We start from the raw sequence: 19,710 nt of genomic DNA, 5'->3' as shown, positions 1-19,710 counted from the left end.
CAAAGACAGCCTTCAGCCTTAGCCAAGATATTTGATAACCTTTCTACTTCGCGTTTGATGTTCAAGAGTTCCAGCATGGTTTTACTCACTGGGGTTCATAACTATACTAGATAGTATATTACTACAAATTGCTCTAGTTTTTCATCCCACAAAAAACCGTGGCTGCTAATGCTTGACCACGGTTGATAATTTGTTAAGTTTTTATACTTACGAGAGCTTAATCGCGGCCATTTATGGCAATTAGCAACCGTAAGATAAAGACAAACAAGTTGATGTAGGTTAAGTACATCGACAAAGCAGCAGGTAAATATTGGTCATCGCTGTAAGTGCGGGGCAAGATGTAAAAATCGACAACAGAAACCCCAATAAACAGAAATACCCCTAAACCCGAGATGGCAATTTCTAGCCAATTTGGCGTGTAAACACCAAACATAGCAAACCCAAATTGGACAAGGCACACAACCACCAAGGCGATAACGCCGAGATTGATGGTTTTCGTCAAAGCCATCCCATCTTGTTCAGAGAGATTTGAACCAATTTGACGGGCGAAAATAAAGGTAACGCCACAACCAAGGGCAGCTAAACCAATGCCTTGAATACCAACACCTTGGGATCTCAAAGCGACATACACCAAGCCACTGAGAGTATATCCAGACAAAAGGCTGTAGGTTGCCAACAGGGGTAGCGCAAGTCCCTTGTTACCTTTTTGGGCAACATTTTGGGCAACAAAGAATAAAATTAACTCCAAAATCACCGCACCGATGAAGGTGGGAAAGAATATTTCGGGGTTAGTACGGATAACTCCTAAACCTCCGTAGGTTCCTAATGCCGTTAGCACCAATCCACCACCGACGTAGGGTAGGGCGTTGGCAATCACGTTTGGGCCAACGAGGGCGTGAGATTTAGCCTCACGGATAGCTTCACGAAAATTACTGGTATTGCTCATATTGAAAAACTGTTTTTTAGGAAAACGTTCTGCTATTCCTATTGTTACCAATCTTTGCTGTTAACAGCCAAGGATTTAGATCGTTGCAAAATCTGAAGGGCGGCTTTGTTCTTAAAGATTAGAGTCGTCAGTCTCCGAGGATTCCACAGGATCTTTCGTACTGACAGCATACTCTTTAGCCTTGATTGCAAAGGGAAAAGGCAATGGTAGAACAACATCATTTGCAAAATAAGGCCAGCGACTCCTGAGAGAATGAACAAAGTGGGCTAGCTTGTCACCTGCAATTTCTGGATGGTGAATAAGGACTATTTCTAATATTCTGGCTTTTCCTGCTTGCCTACTACCACTATCAAGGCGAGACTGCTTCTGTTGTAGGATTTTTGTACCTTGTTCGGTGTTTAAAGGCTTTCTAACGCTTAGGTAAAGCGATCGCTCTCCATCATCACACACACCCTGCCATCGGTAAACACCACTGGTTCGACTCCCAGGAGAATCTTTAACAATCGCATCTGGTACTTCACCATTATCTGCAACTCGTAAGCGCACAACCCACAGACGATTGATTTGTTCTTGTGAAAGGTACTGTTTTAGTGCTTGTAGTGGGTCATTAGTTAGTAGATTTTGATTTTGTAACCAGCTCAGCATTTTGCGGGCATTTTGTGCTTCTGCCATAAACAGCACACGTGGGGGTTTTTTATCAGTAATTGGAGTATTTAAGCACTCATGTAAACATTCAGCAACAAATTTATTTATTAACCGTTGTTCTTGTGTTTGCTCGTGGCGCTTTTTTGCATCATCAACTTCTTCATTGCTTTCATCAAAAGAGTTTGGATTCCAGTCTTCATCCGACAGGTGTGCGAGTCCAACAGGATATGATACCCAGCCTTTTTTATTAAATAAACTAGGTGTTGTTAACTCTACTTTTGCTGTGATTGGATTAACTCTGATCGTCAAAACAACAGTTTTAGGAATGTTTTCGGCATTTGTTTTGCGGGTGCGGCGTAGGACATAAAAGCACGTTAACCAGACATCAGAATCAATACCATCTTTTTTGGAATCAATTAAAGGAGTATCAGGTAAAATTCCGAATTGTCTTAGTAAGTCTGATACTGCTCGTTTGACTGGTTCTAAACCAGATTTCTTCAGCTTCTCTGCATCAGTTTGGGTGGTTATTCGGTGAATGTGTTGATTGAGATAACCTGCTTTCATTGCCCCAATTCGCCACGCTAGCTTGGGATCAGCCTCGGATATAGGAGGTTTACGTCTAATTTCGATTAATGCCCCACTTAATTCTTTAGTTTGGGGTAGAAACGCGGTAATTTGATTAATTCGCTCTACTAATAAAGCAGGGCGTTGCTGTTGATAAGTTTTCTTCGCTTCAGAAAAATTTTTAATTTCCAGATTTCCTGTGAGGTCGCCAACGTGTTGAGTCTTAATACACAGACAACCGTAGAAACCCTGATAGATATTTTCTACTTTTGTGGGTGATAAATACAGTAACTGGCAAATTTCAGCAATCAGTGCATCACGACATTGTGGAGTTTCCCACAAAATAAGTATGGTGTGAAGAGGATTTTCAGCTTCACGAAATACTGCTGGTGCTGCTAATTTTGGTCGCAGCATTGGGGTGTGTGAATGATTAGGATCGTCAGATTTCTTGGCTTTTTTAGGCTTGGTAGATTGGTTATCTTCGTCAGCGAGCAGAGGAATAATTTTCTGTTTGGGTTTTTCTAAAGGCCAGAAAATAAAAACGTTACCTGTCACTCTCTCAGCGTCACCAACTCTTTGAACAGGGAGACGTGCTTCAATAGCTCGATCTAAACTAGCCAAATCTTGTGGACTGACACCAGCAAAGCAGGGTGGTTCCCCTAATTTAGAAGTATATGCGATCGCAGCTTGGATACCACAAGGAATTGTGTTGACACCTGACCAGTTGTGATTTGGGTTAGAAACAAAGTTATTTGCGTCAGGAAGTTGAGAGTTATTGAGAGAAAAAAGATTGCTGATAGCTTGAGGCCATTTCACTTCCTTTCCATAACGATTCATCATCAGTGGAATAAAGCAAAAGGGTTGGCGTTGACCATCTAACCACCGATGGTTATCACCAATATGAACTTTCAGGCCTGGGTAAGGTACATATTTCAGAGGTTTAGTCAGCCAACGTCGAATTGATAAATGATGATAAACAATAGGTTTTTCGCGCCAGGGAACGGTTTGCAAAACAAACTCAAGGACAAATGAGATGTATGCTGTTTCTGTTGTTTCCTTTCCTGTTGTTACCGTAACTTGACTGGGAGGCCATGACATCAACTCAGCACCTTGAAGACTGACCACTCGGTAAAATGTCAGTTGATACTGCTCATCGACACCAAAGGAAACTGTTGGGTTTTGGAGAAACTCCCCGGCAAGGTAATCTGGAATTGCTTGGTAAAGGTTGCCTGTTTCAATTTTGTTTTCAGGATGGAGTAATTCATAAGTTTGTGAATCTTCCCATTGCCAATCATCATTATTCAGATTTGTCAGTTGTGACTCGACATCCTTTAAGGAACTAAATTCTTCTATCAACCAATCTTTGATCGAGTTACCCAAGTCAGAAATATCTGTGGTTTCTGTTGCTAACAACCAAGGTACATTGTCTTTTTGCCAGCCATTACGCACAGTCTTGATAATTTGGGGAAAACTACCAACTATCAGGGGATCGAGGGAATAAACTGGTACAGCCCGATAACTTTTACCTTGGAGTTTGGCACGCTGTTGAGCAAGGTTGTTGCCGACTTGTCGCCATTTAGTAGGAACATAGATTGCAGAGAGTTTGTATGTTGGATTCGTTGCAGTAAGTTCCCAAGCACCAGGAAGAATAATTTTAGTCATAGTTTAAATTTCTTTCTCTCATTTGTTTCAATGCGTTCAAAAAAGGGCCATAAAGCGATCGCGCCAGCACATCCTCACCTTCTACATAGGGTTCCAACACTTTGATAATGGCAACCAAAAGTGAAGTAAATTCGCTGTCTTGTTCGCCAATGGCTGAATTTGGGGCAAATTTAACATCTATAAAATGGACTACTGCTGGTACACCACCACGCACCAAACGCCCAATAATTTGCCAAATACTGACTAACTGAGTCCAGCAAAGTACCGATCGCTCGTCTTGTGTTAATTGCTTAAAAGCCCATGCGGTGTAATTCAGGTTGACCATCTCGCCAACAGCATTCTGGTAGAAGATATCTGCAACCTGAGTTAGGGTTAGGTTTCCCAATATTGCTTGAGCTTCTTCGTACAGGGTGGAATCTTTTTCGTGCTTCAGCGCCCAAGCGTTGAGTTGCTGAACAGTAGATTGCCAGTTATCGGGGATTGGCATAGGTCTGTTGAGGAACAACACCGCACCAAATGCAGCTTTGCCTTGAGCATTCAAGATGTTGTGACCCCGCTCTAGAGCCATCAAAGGAGCAACTACAAGCTGGGTGGGTAAATGTTGTAAATTTCGGATTTCGCTTCGCAGAATACCATGAAGATGAGTTGGAGCATTGTCACGGCGGAGGGTGGCAATACCGTCATCGTTAATGTTTACATCGAAGCGGTAGCGCGATTGTAAAATAGATGCTACCCATTCGGACTCGTCATAGCTACCCACGACAATCAAGATGCGATCGCGATCGCTCCACCATTCAGGTTGCTGTTGTTTTCGCTGTGCTAAATCCTGAAATACCCCATCTAGAAAATTCTCTCCACCTCTTACTGAGTGGCACATAGCCTCGACCATTTCTTGGGCAGCAAGTTTGCGTCTTGCAGGTGGCAATCCTGATAAAGCAATATAGTTTGCTTGCCGATTCTGTTTGGGACTAAAGAAAAATTGACTCTCAGCTATACCTGCCTCGCCAGTTCTAGGTTGCAGCAACACCGTAGGTTTTACATTGATATGATAGGCTGGCGAACCAGGAGCATAGCTAGTACCTGAGATCAGAATAGTATGCGGGCCATCCCAATCGTCAACTGCAAACAGTTTTGGGAAATTTAACAGCAAAGCACGACCTACGCCCACATAGCGGAAGTAGTCCAACTTGCCAGCTTTTTTAGCGCTACGTTCTTGCTTATACAAAAAACCTAAAATATTCCCCACTGGCGATTCTGGTAAAACTGGGAGAAAATCAGGCGGCGGGCGGTGCAAGAAGTCTTGGTTCAAGTCGTGTAGGTTCATTACCCGACCAAGATCGCTCAGATTATCAACTAAAAAGCCTAGTTGGTTATCGAGTATAGTAACTAAAATCGCAAACTGAATATTTCGCGTTAGTTCCTCAAATTGAGTCTCATCTGGTAGGGAAAGATTGTGGATTTCTATCCACATTTTGCACCAAGGAGCAATTTCAACTAAGGCTTGACGATCGCTTTCCGCAGTTAGTATTGTCAACGCCAAATCTGAAAGTTCGCCACCACGACGGCGGTTAAGCGGATGTTGCAAAAATCCGTCGAGTTCGTCCATCATTTGTTTGCGGCGGCGACGTTGCTCTGTGGGAGCCAAGTCTGCTTCAATGATGCGTTTACGCCGTTCTTCCATGATTTGTTGGCGAGTTAGTTTTGGTTTCGCTGAGACAGTAATCTCAGGTGGATCAACCAGATCGCGGATAATCCGAGCAAATAGAGAACGACCCGTAAAAGGAAGTGGCCCCAACCAGGCAACCAGTTTAGGGTGGGTGAGGAGTAGGTGATAGATGCGGTTAGTAGCATTTTGGGTATGGTAATGGGCGCTTGTCCAAGCAAGAAAGCGATCGCCTGCCATGTCACCGCGATCGGAATTGTAAATCGTGGCTGAATTCAATCCGAGTTTATTTAAAAATGAGTTTCCAGAAGCATCGACTAAGACTTCATCCGGGGCAAACTCTCCATCAAACTGAATCTGGACGCGATCGGCTTCGTCAACAAATAGAAACTTACATTCTCGATAAACAGCCTCAGCAAAGGTCAAGTCTTGTTCAAATCCCTGGCGAGGTACACGAGTATGAATAAAACTAGCAGGAGTGAAAATCCAGACTAAAGCTGTAGCAATATCGTGTTCTAAATGGTGACGTGGGCATTTGTAATAAAAGGGACAAGTGTATTTTTCATCACTTTCCTGTCTATCTTCATCATCAAAATCATCATTATCAGCTACGAGAACTTTTTGATAAAGCTTGTGACAAGGTTCATTGCCAAATTCCCACTTATCTTCTGATTGCACTAAAGCTAAAAGTGGGCAAACTGGGCTGAACCAACGCCAAGCTGGGTGCATTCCTCCCTTAGTAATTTCCTTACCCTCACTTTTGAGAATTGGTTCGTAGACTTTTGCCAGTTGATCTTGGCGTTTACTACCCAACACTGGTGCAGCAGGAATTCCTAATTTGTGGCAGAACAAAGAAGCGAGGCGCACTGCTGTAGCGACATCATTCACCATCAATCCACAGCGATGTCCCTGTTTAGCGAAGAAGTAAATCAGAATTTCTAACAGGGTAGACTTGCCCACATTCAAAAGCCCAACAATGTGGATAAGCCCCTCAAAATTCAGATGATTACCTTGATGGAAATTATCTGATTCAGCATCGTATAGCTGGAAGAGGATGTTTTCTAACCGGTTACGATAATTTTCTTGTTGCCCAAACTGGGACAATTTATCGTCCATTTCTTGGGCAGCTAGTATTAATTCTTCATGGGTAACGCTACACTGTGAATTCTGCTCAGTCCGTGTGTGATGAAGGGATACCGTAGACGAGGGTGCTATATTAGCAACTTCCTTGGGAATCTCAATAGGAACTTCAACTGGGGAATGACCCTTTTGAGAAATCTTGGCATACCACTGCCCCTCAGTTGCTAATTTAATTTTTCTTTGTCTATGCTCTGGGGTTGTCAATAAGGTTGGAAGATATACCTTCTCTAAACGAGTTGGGTAGGTACTGGATGGAATAATTTGAGGAACATCCCTTGTCTCTTCAAGACTGTAAATTCTAATAATTTCAGGTAAGGTGATGTACTCCTGAAGAACTCGCAGCCATTGTCTGCCTTTGCGCTTAATCAAATAAAAACGAGCATTTTGCATGAGTTTCCAGTTGCGATCGCTTTGTAGTTGTTCAACTGGAAAGCGATATCCTTTGAGCAAAGCTTCCACAGAAGTTGCAGGTTCTTCAGGTGCTACTTCCTTAAGTAGGGTTAATCCCAATTCCACATCAGCAATGAGTTGGGCAAGACGCTTAAGTTCTCGCTGTTGTACCTGAGTATCTGCATTAACTAAACTAGATACTATAGACTGTTTTAATTCATCCGAGTTGCGGAGTTTTTTACACAGATCCTTACGCCAGCTAATGGTGTCACGCATTATTTTTTATTCCCTAAAATTGCTTGAGCCTCGGTGATAATTTCGCTAAATAGGCGCAAGCGCACACCCTCCAGTTCAGGCTCTAGTTGTTTGCGTACAACCTTTATCCGTAATATTTCTTCGCGTTCATCGGGAAAAACTACAAAGGTTTCCGTTGCATCACGCCGATACTGCACCTTTCGCAAACGTTCCTCATCCAATGATGACCAATCTTTGAGATCAATTGCCCAACGGACTTTGCGCGGGAACTCTACGAGTAAGTCAAATTCATCTATAAAAGGCCAGAGAGTGACGCGCAAACCCAATTGTGTGAGTTCTTCTTTGAGTTGAATTTCCCAAATTCCCGGCAGTGTACCGTACAAATGTACGCCAGGGGTAACAGCTTTCCAGTCCTCTGCTTTTTCTTTAGGAATAGGTGGCAATACTTGGAGGTTGCTAGTTGCACAAAGTCTTTCACACCAAGGGTTACGGCAGGTATATGTACCATCAGGGCGTTGACGTTGCACATACTTGCAGCGCGGACACAGATGATAGACGCTACCTTCTGCCAACTTATCCATATCGACATAGATTTCTAACCGTGACAATAACTCGCGTAGTGGTCTAAGTTCGGGTAAACGTAGATGTTGCCGATATTCTGAGTAATGAAGAGTGGGTTTAGAAATGATTAGTAGTCGAAAAGCGCGATAGCCATCTTCTAGCTGATTTCCCCGACAGTATTCCAGTACGTCTTTCAGTACTGACTCTTGTACCTGCGCCACTACATCATTACCCGAAACTTGCCATTCTCTAGCAAAATCGGAAACTACTCCGTCTTCTATAAAGCTGACATCTGGTGAAAGATATTTAATCTCTTGGGCTGGTTTCCAAGAAGTAATTGATGTTTCCGCCCAATCAAAAAATTGGGGTAGGTTCTCTGGGGCTTGTTCTCCCCGCAGTAAAGAAGTTAAGTACATACGGGACATCCCAATGCGAAGGGCTTCTGGTACTTGACTTCGCTTTTCTAGATCCAGTTTTTCCCACTGCACCACGCCAGTAGCCATATACCGCACAGTGTCGGTAACAGATAGCTGTAAGGAAGGTTTTTTTGGTTCAGATGTGAGGAGGCGATAACTGCGGGCGCTGTGGTCATCCCATTCCACATCAATACCTCGCATAGTCTGTAACCAACGCTGAACTGTTGCTTTCTGACGTGGTTGCATTCCCAGTTCTTGACACAACTCTTCTAAGGTTGGCCCTTGTTTATGGATGCTAAACTATTGCTGAAGTGCATCGAGAATTTTCTGCCGATGTTTGGTGATTTTCATTGTTCACTCTCCTGTTTAGCAGAAGTGTGACACCCAGCAAACTGGCATGTCAATCACCTGTTTCTATGTTTCCACTAAGTTTCTAAAGTTTCCATCTTACCAAGATTGAATAGAAATGTACCTCAAGACCCAACTAAGTACAAATCCTTATAAAAATGAGTCGGAATTCTGTTTTTTGTAGCTTAGGTTTTGTTATTCCACCCAACTTTCAATTTGGATTTTCGACCTTTATTAATAACGGTGCGTACTAAAAGATAAAATTACCCAGTCTCTTTTGCGATTAATTCAGTACCGATCCACTTGCGCTCAGTATGACAGATGGCTATTAGGTCAGTTATGCATTGTTCCGCATAAATAGCTAGTTTTTGTTGCAAAAGCTAAAGATTATGTGCCATTCAAGAGTTATGTAAAAAACAAAAATAACCTGCAACAGAGGGGTTCGCAAAATCATGCGTACAAATACTGAATTATGGAGTTAGAGCCCTAACAAGTTCAGTGAAACGACGATAGCTTATTCTTCCCTGACTCAGCAAAATAATAACAGCTTAGAAGAAAATATACGCAACTCCATTTTCTCAGGAATAGGAGTTTCAACAAGGGAATGTATATGGCAACAAGTGAGTCCTCTTTACGAACTGATGGTATAGAATTATTACACTTGTACCACCAGAATCCTTCTATTAAACTTCGTAATAAACTTGTACAGTTACATACTGGCTTAGTACGGAAGATGGCTCATAAGTTTAGCCATCAATGTAATGAACCTTATGAAGATTTAGAACAAATCGGTTATTTTGGTTTAATTAGGGCTATTGAACGCTTCGATCCTAGCCAAGGATATGCTTTTAGTTCCTTTGCAGTGCCATACATTCGCGGTGAGATGCTGCACTTTTTGCGCGATCGCAGTACTCTATTAAAAATTCCCCGTCGTTGGCAAGAATTATACAATGAAGGGCAAAAGATTCGCAAGGACTTGTCAATCTCTTTAGGTCGCCAGCCCAAGGATGCTGAAATTGCCAGCCAACTCCGGGTATCTGTGCAAGAATGGCAAGAAACCAAGTTAGCTGCTCAAAATCGGATGCCTTTGAGTTTAGATGCAACCGCAGTTAACTATGTTGATTGCCAAATAACCTTGGGTGAAGCACTTCCTTGTCCTCGTTCTCATGTTCTTCTGCAACAAGAAGAAGAACGCCAACAACTGCAAGGTGCAATCAATATGTTAGAAGAAAAGCCCCGCATGGCAGTTGAAATGGTGTTTTTGAAGGAACTTTCTCGTAAGGATGCTGCTAAAAACATTGGTACTAGTCCAATGACAGTAACGCGCTATCTACAAAAAGGAATCCAAGATTTGATTTTCTATTTACAACCACAGGTAATGCCAACAGGGTCTTAGTCCAAAAAACAATGACTAATGACCAATAACTAATTATCTAGATTTTAAATCAGCGATCGCACCTTTGGTCATAGCAGCAATAGCTTGATCTGTAGCTTTCGGCAAATGATAATATTTACCGCCTGCTGTTTGCGATAATTCTTTAGCAAAACCAGTAGACACAAATTTACTTTCCGTATCAATTACTAATAGTTGCATCCCCAGAGCACGGATTCTCGCAGCAATTTCTAATAATTCTCCTTTGATATCTGGCTTTTCTCCTGGTTCTAGCTGTTCACCCAAAGAACGCGCTAAGGGAATATTACCCCGCCCATCGGTGATTGCTACAAGGACAACTTGCCCAATATCTCCACTCATCTGAGCATTTAAGCCGACGCGCACAGCTTGAGTTAAACCATGCGCTAAGGGCGAACCCCCACCACAGGGCAACCTTTCTAAACGGTTACGCGCCAAAGCAATCGAACGTGTTGGAGGCAATAATACCTCTGCTTGTTCTCCCCGGAAGGGAATTAATGCTATTTGGTCGCGATTTTGATAAGCTTCTGTTAACAGTTGCATTACCGCACCTTTAGCCGATTGCATTCGATTTAATGCCATTGAACCAGAAGCATCTACCACAAACACTACCAACGCCCCTGCTTTCCGTACCAGGCGTTTCGAGCGAATATCAGCCTGTTCGACAATAACTTTTTTATCTGGTTGTCTTTCTCTTCGTGATTTTTGATAAGGAGCCGCAGCTCTGAGCGTGGCATCTACTGCAATGCGTCGCGCTTTCCCCTTGGGCAACATGGGCTTAATGTAGCGTCCCCTGTCATCGGAAAATATGACGCTGCGACTACCAGATTTACCTTGCCGCTTCGCCATTTGAGTAAAGTACAGCACGTTATCATCAAGAATTACCCCTTCTGGATCGAAGATAAACTCTTCCGGGATGCTAGGGGGTTCTTGCTCTTGATTTTCTTCCTGTTCTTCTTGTTCTTCCTCTTCTTCCTCTTCAGATTCGTCCTGGGGTTCTTCTTGATTCTGTTGCGGCGGCGGTGGAGGCGGTGGCGGTGCTTGATCTGGTGGTGGTGTCTGCACAACAGTGGCGCGTGGTACAATTACCAGTTCCACGGCACGGCGTAAATCTTCAGCATTAACTGTTGTTCTTCCTTCCAAAGCCGCCGCAGCTTTGGCCACCCGCGTGGCGAATAACTCGGCGCGATGTCCCTGAACTCCTCCGCGAATGGCCTCATCCACTAGGTAGGCAATTTGTTCATGGGTGATGATTACTTCTTTCAACCATTCCCGCGCCAAGATGATTTGGGTTTTGAGGGAGTCTAAATCTTCGTTGTACTGTTTGAGGAAATCTTGGGGGGATTTAGAATAAGCGATCGCTTGCTCTACTGCTTCTACTCTTTGATCTAAGCCGAGTACACCGTCAGCAGAAAGTGCGATCGCAATTCTATCTAACAAATGCTCCCGCAATCCGCCTTCTTCTGGATTATAGGTAGCAATAAATAAGGATTTGCACGGATGCTGAAAACTAATCCCTTCCCGTTCTATCTGGTTGCGTCCATCAGATAATACTGTTAAAAGCTGATTTGATATTTGGTCATCTAATAAATTAATTTCATCTACGTACAGTACACCACGGTTTGCTGTAGCAAGTAATCCCGGCTGAAAAATCGTATCACCTTGTTTTACCGACTTTTCCACATCCACTGAACCCAGTAGTCGGTCTTCTGTGATACCTAGAGGTATTTGCAAAAAAGGCGCGGGGATAATTTCTACTGGTACATTTTGAATATCTTTGTCTGCGTACTCCGCCAAAAGTTGATCGTCCCATTCTTCTGGGTGATTGGGGTCACAATTACTGATTGAACCTTTGACAACTTCAATGGGCGGTAGTAGAGCATGGATAGCACGAGCCATTACAGATTTTGCCGTACCGCGACGACCTGCGATCGCTACTCCTCCCAAACCAGGATCGACTGCGGCTAACAGCAAGGCTAATTTAATTGCTTCTTGACCGACTACGGCTGTCAAGGGAAAAGCAGTGATTGTGGGATTAATAGTAGGCGCAGGCATTGTTTGCTTTCATAGCGAGTCTCGGCCTTTAGCATACCAATTTCTGACACATTTAGAATAAGTATTATGGCAATGAGAGAAAGGTAAGGTTATGAGTATTGCTCAGGCTAAACGCTTCACACTGGATGAATACCACAGGCTTGGAGAATTGGGCTTTTTCCATGAAGATGACCACATTGAATTAATCAACGGGGAAATTATTGAAATGGCATCCAAAGGTAAAGCTCATGAAACTTGTTTAAGGAATTTGTGGAAGCAACTCCCAAAAATTGTAGGAGATAGGGCAACTTTGCAATCTCAAGCCCCGATTACTTTGCCACCTAAGAGCGAACCTGAACCGGATTTTGCGATTGTTCAAAACCGAGATGATAATTATCTCTCGTCTCACCCTAAACCAGATGATGTGTTATTGGTGATGGAAGTTTCCGATTCTTCTTTAGCTTATGACCAAGATGTGAAAATCCCTCTCTATGCTCAAGCAGGTATTACTGATTATTGGATATTCAATTTATTCGATAATTATTTGGAAGCTTACAGTCAACCATATCAGGATAATCAAGGCAGATATGGCTATTCAAATAAGCGAATTTTATTGTCAAATGAGGTAATAAATTTTCCCTGCTTCCCTGATTTATCCCTTGATTTAGCTAGGGTGTTTCCGCCGAAGCTTAATTTTTAAACTTTGTTATAGATCAGTCATAAGACAAAGGAGCAAGTTTTATGGCTTATAGTGATTTCAAACTTATTGAAGTTATTGATTCTTTTGGGTTAGTTATCCACGAATCATCTGGACTATTCGCAAATGTACAGGAGCAAGAATGTAGTGATTTATTATCTACTATTCTTAGAGAAAACGTTGATTTAGCAGTAGCTATAAGTTCAGAGAAAGCTCGAAGTGAAATGATAATAAGTCCAATTTTATTAGAAATTAGACGCAAATTCAATTATGAAATCAGCTTTTTTTCGGGAGTTGATTTTACTGTTGATAGCCAGCGAGGATTAAACGGCTTTTGTGATTTTATTTTGAGTCTTTCTTCGGAGCAGTTGCTTGTACGTAGTCCGGTGATTGTCTTAGTAGAAAGTAAAAATGAGAATTTGAGGTCTGGTTTAGCCCAATGTATTGCCGAAATGATAGCTGCACAGTTATTTAACGAGAGAGGCGGAAATAAAATTAAAGCTATATATGGTGCTGTTACTATCGGTACGATCTGGCAATTTCTCAAACTTGAAGGTAATGTAGTTTCGATTGATTTGAGTGAATATTATATTAAGGATATTAAGAAAATTTTAGGTATTTTATATAGTGCGATCGCGCAAAATAAGGTATAAATTATTTATTAGTTTGAATATTGTTGACACAGCTATTTAATTATCGTGGAAATCATACAAATAAAATACCTCAATGGCTATTAGTAATCGCAACAGAATCGAGACTGCTTTAATTTACTTAAATCAAGGTCTACACCCTTATGTTGAGAAAGAAATGCGGACAGTCCACGGTGAACGCTGGCTGAAAATAGCAACATCTTATCTATCTGATAATCAAAGTCTAAAGCGTGACCCAGAAGATATTCTGCGCGACGATATTTCTGAATTACTAAAAGTAATAATTGGACAGTGGAGTCAGGTTTTTAAAAGAAAACTGGGTCATGGAGAACGTGCCTTAATTAGCGAAATTATTGAAGTTCGTAATAAATGGGCGCATGAAATTAATGGAAAGCGTTTCTCTACTGATGATACTTATCGCGCACTTGATAGTATTGCTCGACTTCTCAAAGCCATTTCAGCATCAGAAGCAGATATTGTAGAAAAGCACAAGCAAGAAGTTTTGCGATCTCTTTCTCCAAAACAAGCCGAAGAAGCACGCATCAGAGAAAGCTTGGATGAATTACTAAAACAATTGCCTTTTCAAGATGCTTCTCTCCTGCTTCGCGCACTGACTCACACATCGTATATGCATGAAAATCCTAATTCAGGTGAAGATAATGAGCGACTTGAGTTTCTGGGTGATGCGTTACTCAATTTTTTAAGTGGCGAGTATCTTTATCGTCGCTATCCTGATAAAAAAGAGGGCGAACTAACACCTTTGCGTTCTCGGTTAGTCGATAAGCCACAGTTAGCAAAATTTGCTGTTAGTTTAGACTTGGGTAAATGGATGCGGCTAGGTAATGGTGCAGAAAGAGATGGAGGACGTACACAATCTAGATTGCTCAGTAATACTTTTGAAGCAATTATCGGCGCATATTTTCTAGATTCTGGAACTGAGTTAGTACGAGATTTTGTAGAACCATTGTTTGATTCAGTGATAGCTGAAAACCTATCTATTTCTCAAAAATCTGATACTAACTACAACAATTTTGTAGTTGTAGACTCAAAAAATCGCTTTCAAGAATGGGTGCAACGTAACATTACTCCAAATCCCCCCAAATATTTCACAGAACAAGTAGGAGGCCCTTCTCACGCGCCAGAATTCATCGCAAAAGTATTGGTAGATGAAAAAATTTACGGCGAAGGGAAGGGACGCAATAAGAAAGATGCTGAAAAAGCTGCTGCTGAGGATGCGCTAGCTAAGTTGAAAAAACAGGGTTTGTTGTAAAAATGTTTTTTGATTTCACGCAGAGGCGTAGAGAATAATTTTACATCTTGGCGCGAAATTAACTCTCTATTTGTAAGGGCAAAATTACGGTGAAGGTAGAACCCACTCCCACCTCAGAAACTAAGTTAATTGTACCTTGGAGGAGTTTTACCAACCGCGAAACGATCGCTAGCCCTAATCCTGTACTATCAGGAAGGTAGGGACGATCGCTAGAACTAACCCGAAAGTAGGGTTCAAATATCTGGGCTTGGTCTTCTAGCGCAATGCCAATTCCAGTGTCAGAAACTGCGATCGCACATCTCTGGTTCTCCAACATCTGACACATTATAATAATAGTCCCCGAATCTGTATAGCGAATCGCATTACTAATAAGATTTGTAATAATTTGTTGATATTGAAAAGGATCTGTGAAAAATTCTTTGGGAGCGCGATCGCAATCTACTATGACTTTTAAATTTTTCCCAGTAGCTAAAGGTTCCAACATTTCACAGATATTATTGATTAATTCACGCACATCGGTAGGCGCTAGTTGGAGTTTTATCTGCCCTGCTTCATATCGTGAAAGTTCTAATACATCGTTAATCAGGTGGAGTAATTGTCTACCGTTACGTAGTACCCGCTCAATATGTTCTAAATTGGCTGCGGTATCTTTTATCCGTGTCTTTCGTCGTTGTTGGCGTAAAAACAGATCCGAGTAGCCAATAATGGAAGTTAAAGGATGTTTCAATTCATGGGCTAGTTGCGAAAGATACTCTTGATTAGCGCTAATTAAGCGCCTGAGTTCATCATTATGGAGTGTTAGTGATGACTGTAACTGCTGTAATTCTCGTAAGCGCTCCTCAACATAACTCTTAAAGCACCGACCGATCGCTTCGTCTATAATAGCGTCAATCAAACGTATGGAACGAATTATCTCTACAGGTGTTCCCCCTAATAAATCTGCTTGTAGAGCATCAAATATTACTGTTCGCAGCAGATGATATTCTCTGGCAATTTCTGCTGGATCGAAGCCTTGTTCGGCTCGAATAGCTCCATGCTGAAAACTAGCAGCAACTATTGACTGAATATCATTATCTTCAGATTTTGAAAGCACTCTTACCATTGCTCGTAAAACATCAGGAATGTGATCCTTTACTGCTGTATAAGATAGGTCATCAGCACTTTCAATCCGTCTATCCTTGCGAACTACTGCAACCCATTTCTCAATGATGGTGTCAGTTTTTTCAGCCAGTACTTGACTAAAATCCATTATGTTAAATTCAGCTAGGAGATAGATGAGCAAACTTCCATATTCAATTAGTTTAGCGAGTGCAGTGGATTTTTACCAAGTTTAGGAATTTAATTCACCTACCAAAAGTAATAGATTCTACATATTCATTTTTTTGTTGATTAACTCTCGGCATCTAAAATTTTCCCAGCGGACAATATTTTTATTAAAAAATATTAAGTAAGCAGGTAACAATATTTATGCTTGACTCGACTAGATTATTTCGCTTTCTGTACAAGTAATTCACTTACAAGACAGCCAAATTCAGCGTGTCACAGTGCATAAAGCTGGAGCAAAGGAACCAAATTGTGGGGCGTATCTCGTCGAAAGTGAGGAGTTAGAAGTTACTAATATTTAACTCATAACTCATAACTCATAACTCAGGGCACTAGATGCGCTAACTCGTGGCAAATGGGAATGGCAGGTATTGGATATTTGGGAAAATAATCGTCAAGCCGTGATGATGATTGCCCACGCTGTAGATGAGGCAATTTATATGTCCGATCGCACAGTCTTGATGACCAATGGCCCAACTGCTAGTGTCGGAGAGATTTTAGAGGTTCCTTTTGAGCATCCACGCGTTAGCAAAGCTCCTCTGAAAGAGGCTCGCGCCGCCATGCGAAACTCAAGAGAATATTTTGAACTCCGCAACCATGCCTTAAATTTTCTCGATCGCTATTTTGCCCAAGACGAGTAAATTAGATTATCATTTTTTTTAGTGGGTAGCCTAATTCAAATTCATGAAAGCTGGATTTGGAACGGAGGAACCAATGTTTGGGGCTAATCTTACGAGAGACACCTTCCAGTCTTAGCCCGTCAGCTAACTCCGTAGGCAATGGAAGGAACCCCCAAGATTCTGGCTGTAATACAGTTATTATTGGGGTTTCCTTGACTGATTTCAGATTTGCAATTTTGGTTATCGTCACTCAATCTAAAATCCAAAATCTAAAAATCTAAAATTTGTCCCCCTGCTTCTCATTGTTAATTCATTTCGTTGGGAGAAGTAAAGCTGTGCAAATCAAGCCAATGCTAGCACGTCTGCAAAGTGCCACAGGTCGAGATGACTTAATTGAACAAATGTTACTGCTGTCAGAACCAAAAAAACCTTTTTCTAAAAAACCTCAAGAAGCAAAAGCAGTTAATTTAATTGTTGCTTATGACGCATCTCCTAACAGCCATACGGCACTAGATATTGCTTTCTGGATTGCCCATCAAACCCGTTTAGCTACTAATGCAGAAGTCACCGTTCAAGCTGTTTATGTGTTAGAAGATAATCAAAGCAATCAATGTCCAAATATTTTGAGCTTTCCAACACAACAGCCTTCATTAGAATGTCAAATCAGTGAAGTATCAAACTCTATCACACAGGTATTAACTCAACCCAAATTGCAGACAGTGGTAACTCCCCTACAACAAGCAGATATAATTCTCTGGCAAGCTCGGAGTCTGGCTGAAGAATGGCAGGGTTCTTTCAAATCTCATTTGCGGTTTGGCTGCATTTCTACAGAACTTCACAAAGTTGTTGAATCCGAAGCTGCCGATATTCTGTTTCTAGGTTGCAACTCTGTTAATCATCCGATGATTGAAGCGTTAGGTTCTAATTTTCCCTGTGCTGTTTTAGGTATTCCCAGTTGCATTGATGAATAATCGCTGTTTAAAATTACGGTAATTTTAGTCATAGAAAAGTCACCTAAAAGTAGGTGGCTTTTTTAGATTCTACATTCAGCAGGTTGCTCAACAAAGTAGATAATATTTCTGACAAGCAGAACCAAGAAACCGCCTGAAATACTGACAAAACCTAAAATCAGGGTTTTTGTGAAGAATATTTATGTATGTTAACATTGCTTGGTTTAGATACAGATATTCAGTATGGTTCCGATAAAGACTGTTCTCAAGGATTCAGAGGAAGTCACTCGGTTGTTTTCTCATCTCGAATTTGATGGAAAAAAGCTCAGTCATCAACCTGGTAGTGTATTGGGAAGTACTGCATTAATTGCGGGAACCACAGTTGGGGCAGGAATTCTCGCCCTACCAGCCGTTACCCTGCCATCTGGGATTGTGCCATCCACATCTGGACTGATTGCTGTTTGGCTCTACGCTTTAGTTTCCGGGTTACTAGTTGCAGATGTTACCTTAAACACGATGCGAACAGAAGGGCGTGCGAGTATCGGTTTTATGGGAGTTGTTGAAAAAATCCTTGGTAAATTGGGAGCGCGACTTACAGGCGGCGCATATTTATTTATGCACTATGCTCTCTTGGTGGCATATATCACCGAAGGTGGAGAAATTTTAGCTTATGCGGCGGCAAAAATTGGGGGTGTGCAGATATTGCCTACATGGGTGGGCACTACGACTTTCACGCTTTTATTTGGTGGCATTATGTATCTTGGGCGAGAAAAGTTTATTGAAAAATTAAACAGCGCCTTTGTCGGAATTGTCATCGTTTCCTTCTTGGGACTATTATTTCTGGTGGGAGGACATATTCAGAGTACCTTACTGTTATTTCAGAATTGGAGTACCCTTGGTAGTGCCATTTCAGTGATGTCTGTAGCGCTATTTTTTCAAAATGTTGTACCTCTGGTTGTAACGCAACTTGAAGGAGATGCTCACAAAATTCGTCAGTCTATCTTTATGGGTTCTGTAATTCCTCTAATTATGTTCTTGGCGTGGAACGCCGTAATTTTAGGAAGCGTCACTCCCGATATGCTACATGGCACATCTGACGGTAGAACTGTTCTCGATCCATTACAAATTCTCCGAGCAGGTGGAGCGGGAGAATGTTTAGGAGTACTAGTATCCATCTTTTCAGAGTTTGCGATCGCTACATCATTCATTGGATTTGTGTATGGTTTGCTGGATTTTTTCAAAGATATTTTCTCCATTACACAGGGCAAATTTTCTAGTCGCCTCCCTCTATATTCCCTAGTTCTTTTTCCTCCGATGACTCTCGGAACGCTCAATCCCAGCATCTTTTTTACTGCCCTAGATTACACTGGAACATTCAGTATCTCAGTTCTAGGTGGAATTATTCCGGCGTTAATGAGTTGGAAGCAACGTCAAGAACAAAAAAACTCCTCAGATAGCATAAATCAACCACTCGTCCCTGGTGGGAAGGTGACGCTGATTGTGATGATTGGAGTGGCATTAGCCATGATGGGAAGACAAATTCTGTCAATTTCATAAAAATCTTGGTGTAGTATTGCAAGTATGCATTTGTAGCATAAGTCCTGCCAACCACAATCTTATGAGTGATACTCGCCTCGCCCAAATCAGCAAATATCTCAGCAAATATCTGCGACATACACCAGATGCAATTGGAATTAAACTTGCTCTCGGTGGTTGGATTGCTGTTGATGAACTACTTAGCGCTTGTACTAAAAACAAGTTTCCGATTACCCGTCAGGAATTAGAGGTGGTAGTTGAATACAACGAAAAACAACGCTTTTCTTTTGATTCTACAGGTACTCTAATTCGTGCTAACCAAGGACATAGTGTAAAAATTGATTTACAGTTAGAACCTGTTACTCCCCCAGATCGGCTTTATCACGGTACGGGACGCAAATCTGTAGAGTCAATTTTGCAAACGGGACTTTGCAAAATGTCACGACATCATGTCCATTTATCGAAGGATATTACAACAGCACAAACTGTTGGTGCAAGACATGGAAAATTTTATTCAGAATACCCGGAAAGTGATAGAAGAGGGATAACTAAATGAAAGAGTGAAAGTCCAAAAAAATAATACAAACTAAAAGCCTCCTCATTTTCAATATGAGGAGGCTTTTAGTTTG

General features: G+C 41.6%; 13 protein-coding genes, 1 pseudogene and 1 riboswitch. Of the genes and pseudogenes, 8 read left to right on the top strand and 6 right to left on the bottom strand.

Annotation, left to right across the window (positions count from 1 at the left end; translation table 11 throughout):
* Positions 1-217: 217 nt before the first annotated feature.
* The 4 genes from V7K55_RS10610 to V7K55_RS10595 form a co-directional block, all read right to left on the bottom strand.
* Complete coding sequence (locus V7K55_RS10610; RefSeq protein ID WP_334830936.1) at positions 218-946, bottom strand: Bax inhibitor-1/YccA family protein; 729 nt, start codon at positions 944-946, stop codon at positions 218-220.
* Between the two features lie 111 nt (positions 947-1,057).
* On the bottom strand, positions 1,058-3,817 hold the full coding sequence (locus V7K55_RS10605) for a pPIWI_RE module domain-containing protein (protein WP_334830934.1): 2,760 nt from the start codon (positions 3,815-3,817) through the stop codon (positions 1,058-1,060).
* Positions 3,810-7,286: a hypothetical protein gene (locus tag V7K55_RS10600; RefSeq protein WP_334830932.1), complete on the bottom strand. Its 3,477-nt coding sequence runs from the start codon at positions 7,284-7,286 to the stop codon at positions 3,810-3,812. Before V7K55_RS10600 ends, V7K55_RS10605 begins: the two co-directional genes overlap by 8 nt.
* Positions 7,286-8,488, bottom strand: coding sequence for a restriction endonuclease-related protein (locus V7K55_RS10595; protein ID WP_334830929.1), 1,203 nt, complete (start codon positions 8,486-8,488; stop codon positions 7,286-7,288). The genes V7K55_RS10600 and V7K55_RS10595 overlap by 1 nt, the downstream gene beginning before the upstream one ends.
* A gap of 712 nt (positions 8,489-9,200) precedes the next feature.
* On the opposite strand from V7K55_RS10595, the gene V7K55_RS10590 reads away from it, so the two are divergent.
* The gene (locus V7K55_RS10590; protein WP_334830927.1) at positions 9,201-9,986 is read left to right on the top strand and encodes an RNA polymerase sigma factor SigF; all 786 of its coding nucleotides are present in this window, start codon (positions 9,201-9,203) and stop codon (positions 9,984-9,986) included.
* Between the two features lie 33 nt (positions 9,987-10,019).
* On the opposite strand, the gene bchD is transcribed toward V7K55_RS10590, so the two are convergent.
* Positions 10,020-12,056: a magnesium chelatase ATPase subunit D gene (gene bchD / locus V7K55_RS10585; protein WP_334830926.1), complete on the bottom strand. Its 2,037-nt coding sequence runs from the start codon at positions 12,054-12,056 to the stop codon at positions 10,020-10,022.
* 91 nt (positions 12,057-12,147) lie between these two features.
* Here bchD and V7K55_RS10580 point away from each other — a divergent pair, with 91 nt between their 5' ends.
* From V7K55_RS10580 to rnc, 3 genes are all read left to right on the top strand, one after another.
* Entirely contained in the window at positions 12,148-12,735 is a 588-nt protein-coding gene (locus V7K55_RS10580) for a Uma2 family endonuclease (protein ID WP_334830925.1), read from the top strand.
* Between the two features lie 41 nt (positions 12,736-12,776).
* Positions 12,777-13,385, top strand: a complete 609-nt coding sequence (locus V7K55_RS10575) for a hypothetical protein (protein WP_334830923.1) — start codon at positions 12,777-12,779, stop codon at positions 13,383-13,385.
* A gap of 73 nt (positions 13,386-13,458) precedes the next feature.
* Positions 13,459-14,652, top strand: a complete 1,194-nt coding sequence (gene rnc / locus V7K55_RS10570; RefSeq protein ID WP_334830921.1) for a ribonuclease III — start codon at positions 13,459-13,461, stop codon at positions 14,650-14,652.
* A gap of 58 nt (positions 14,653-14,710) precedes the next feature.
* On the opposite strand, the gene V7K55_RS10565 is transcribed toward rnc, so the two are convergent.
* Positions 14,711-15,901, bottom strand: a complete 1,191-nt coding sequence (locus tag V7K55_RS10565; RefSeq protein ID WP_334830919.1) for a sensor histidine kinase — start codon at positions 15,899-15,901, stop codon at positions 14,711-14,713.
* 403 nt (positions 15,902-16,304) lie between these two features.
* Here V7K55_RS10565 and V7K55_RS10560 point away from each other — a divergent pair.
* The 4 genes and pseudogenes from V7K55_RS10560 to V7K55_RS10545 form a co-directional block, all read left to right on the top strand.
* Positions 16,305-16,616: pseudogene (locus V7K55_RS10560) on the top strand (ABC transporter ATP-binding protein); the annotation flags it as partial.
* A gap of 17 nt (positions 16,617-16,633) precedes the next feature.
* Positions 16,634-16,769, top strand: a riboswitch (cyclic di-AMP (ydaO/yuaA leader).
* A 176-nt stretch (positions 16,770-16,945) separates the two neighbouring features.
* On the top strand, positions 16,946-17,566 hold the full coding sequence (locus V7K55_RS10555; protein ID WP_334830972.1) for a universal stress protein: 621 nt from the start codon (positions 16,946-16,948) through the stop codon (positions 17,564-17,566).
* 222 nt (positions 17,567-17,788) lie between these two features.
* Positions 17,789-19,102 carry an amino acid permease gene (locus V7K55_RS10550; RefSeq protein ID WP_334830917.1) on the top strand — a complete coding sequence of 438 codons (1,314 nt, stop codon included), beginning with the start codon at positions 17,789-17,791 and terminating at the stop codon, positions 19,100-19,102.
* 61 nt (positions 19,103-19,163) lie between these two features.
* Positions 19,164-19,637, top strand: coding sequence for an RNA 2'-phosphotransferase (locus V7K55_RS10545; protein WP_334830915.1), 474 nt, complete (start codon positions 19,164-19,166; stop codon positions 19,635-19,637).
* Positions 19,638-19,710: the final 73 nt, after the last annotated feature.

It is taken from the genome of Nostoc sp., assembly GCF_036919895.1.
Taxonomy (GTDB): domain Bacteria; phylum Cyanobacteriota; class Cyanobacteriia; order Cyanobacteriales; family Nostocaceae; genus Nostoc.
Note: the sequence above shows the minus strand (reverse complement) of the source record. Positions and strands in the feature narration are given on the sequence as shown.

Excerpts from the sequence above, each read along its gene's own strand:
- V7K55_RS10610 (WP_334830936.1), bottom strand. The coding sequence starts at position 946 with ATGAGCAATACCAGTAATTTTCGTGAAGCTATCCGTGAGGCTAAATCT.
- V7K55_RS10605 (WP_334830934.1), bottom strand. The coding sequence starts at position 3,817 with ATGACTAAAATTATTCTTCCTGGTGCTTGGGAACTTACTGCAACGAAT.
- V7K55_RS10600 (WP_334830932.1), bottom strand. The coding sequence starts at position 7,286 with ATGCGTGACACCATTAGCTGGCGTAAGGATCTGTGTAAAAAACTCCGC.
- V7K55_RS10595 (WP_334830929.1), bottom strand. The coding sequence starts at position 8,488 with ATGCAACCACGTCAGAAAGCAACAGTTCAGCGTTGGTTACAGACTATG.
- V7K55_RS10590 (WP_334830927.1), top strand. The coding sequence starts at position 9,201 with ATGGCAACAAGTGAGTCCTCTTTACGAACTGATGGTATAGAATTATTA.
- bchD (WP_334830926.1), bottom strand. The coding sequence starts at position 12,056 with ATGCCTGCGCCTACTATTAATCCCACAATCACTGCTTTTCCCTTGACA.
- V7K55_RS10580 (WP_334830925.1), top strand. The coding sequence starts at position 12,148 with ATGAGTATTGCTCAGGCTAAACGCTTCACACTGGATGAATACCACAGG.
- V7K55_RS10575 (WP_334830923.1), top strand. The coding sequence starts at position 12,777 with ATGGCTTATAGTGATTTCAAACTTATTGAAGTTATTGATTCTTTTGGG.
- rnc (WP_334830921.1), top strand. The coding sequence starts at position 13,459 with ATGGCTATTAGTAATCGCAACAGAATCGAGACTGCTTTAATTTACTTA.
- V7K55_RS10565 (WP_334830919.1), bottom strand. The coding sequence starts at position 15,901 with ATGGATTTTAGTCAAGTACTGGCTGAAAAAACTGACACCATCATTGAG.
- V7K55_RS10555 (WP_334830972.1), top strand. The coding sequence starts at position 16,946 with ATGCTAGCACGTCTGCAAAGTGCCACAGGTCGAGATGACTTAATTGAA.
- V7K55_RS10550 (WP_334830917.1), top strand. The coding sequence starts at position 17,789 with ATGGTTCCGATAAAGACTGTTCTCAAGGATTCAGAGGAAGTCACTCGG.
- V7K55_RS10545 (WP_334830915.1), top strand. The coding sequence starts at position 19,164 with ATGAGTGATACTCGCCTCGCCCAAATCAGCAAATATCTCAGCAAATAT.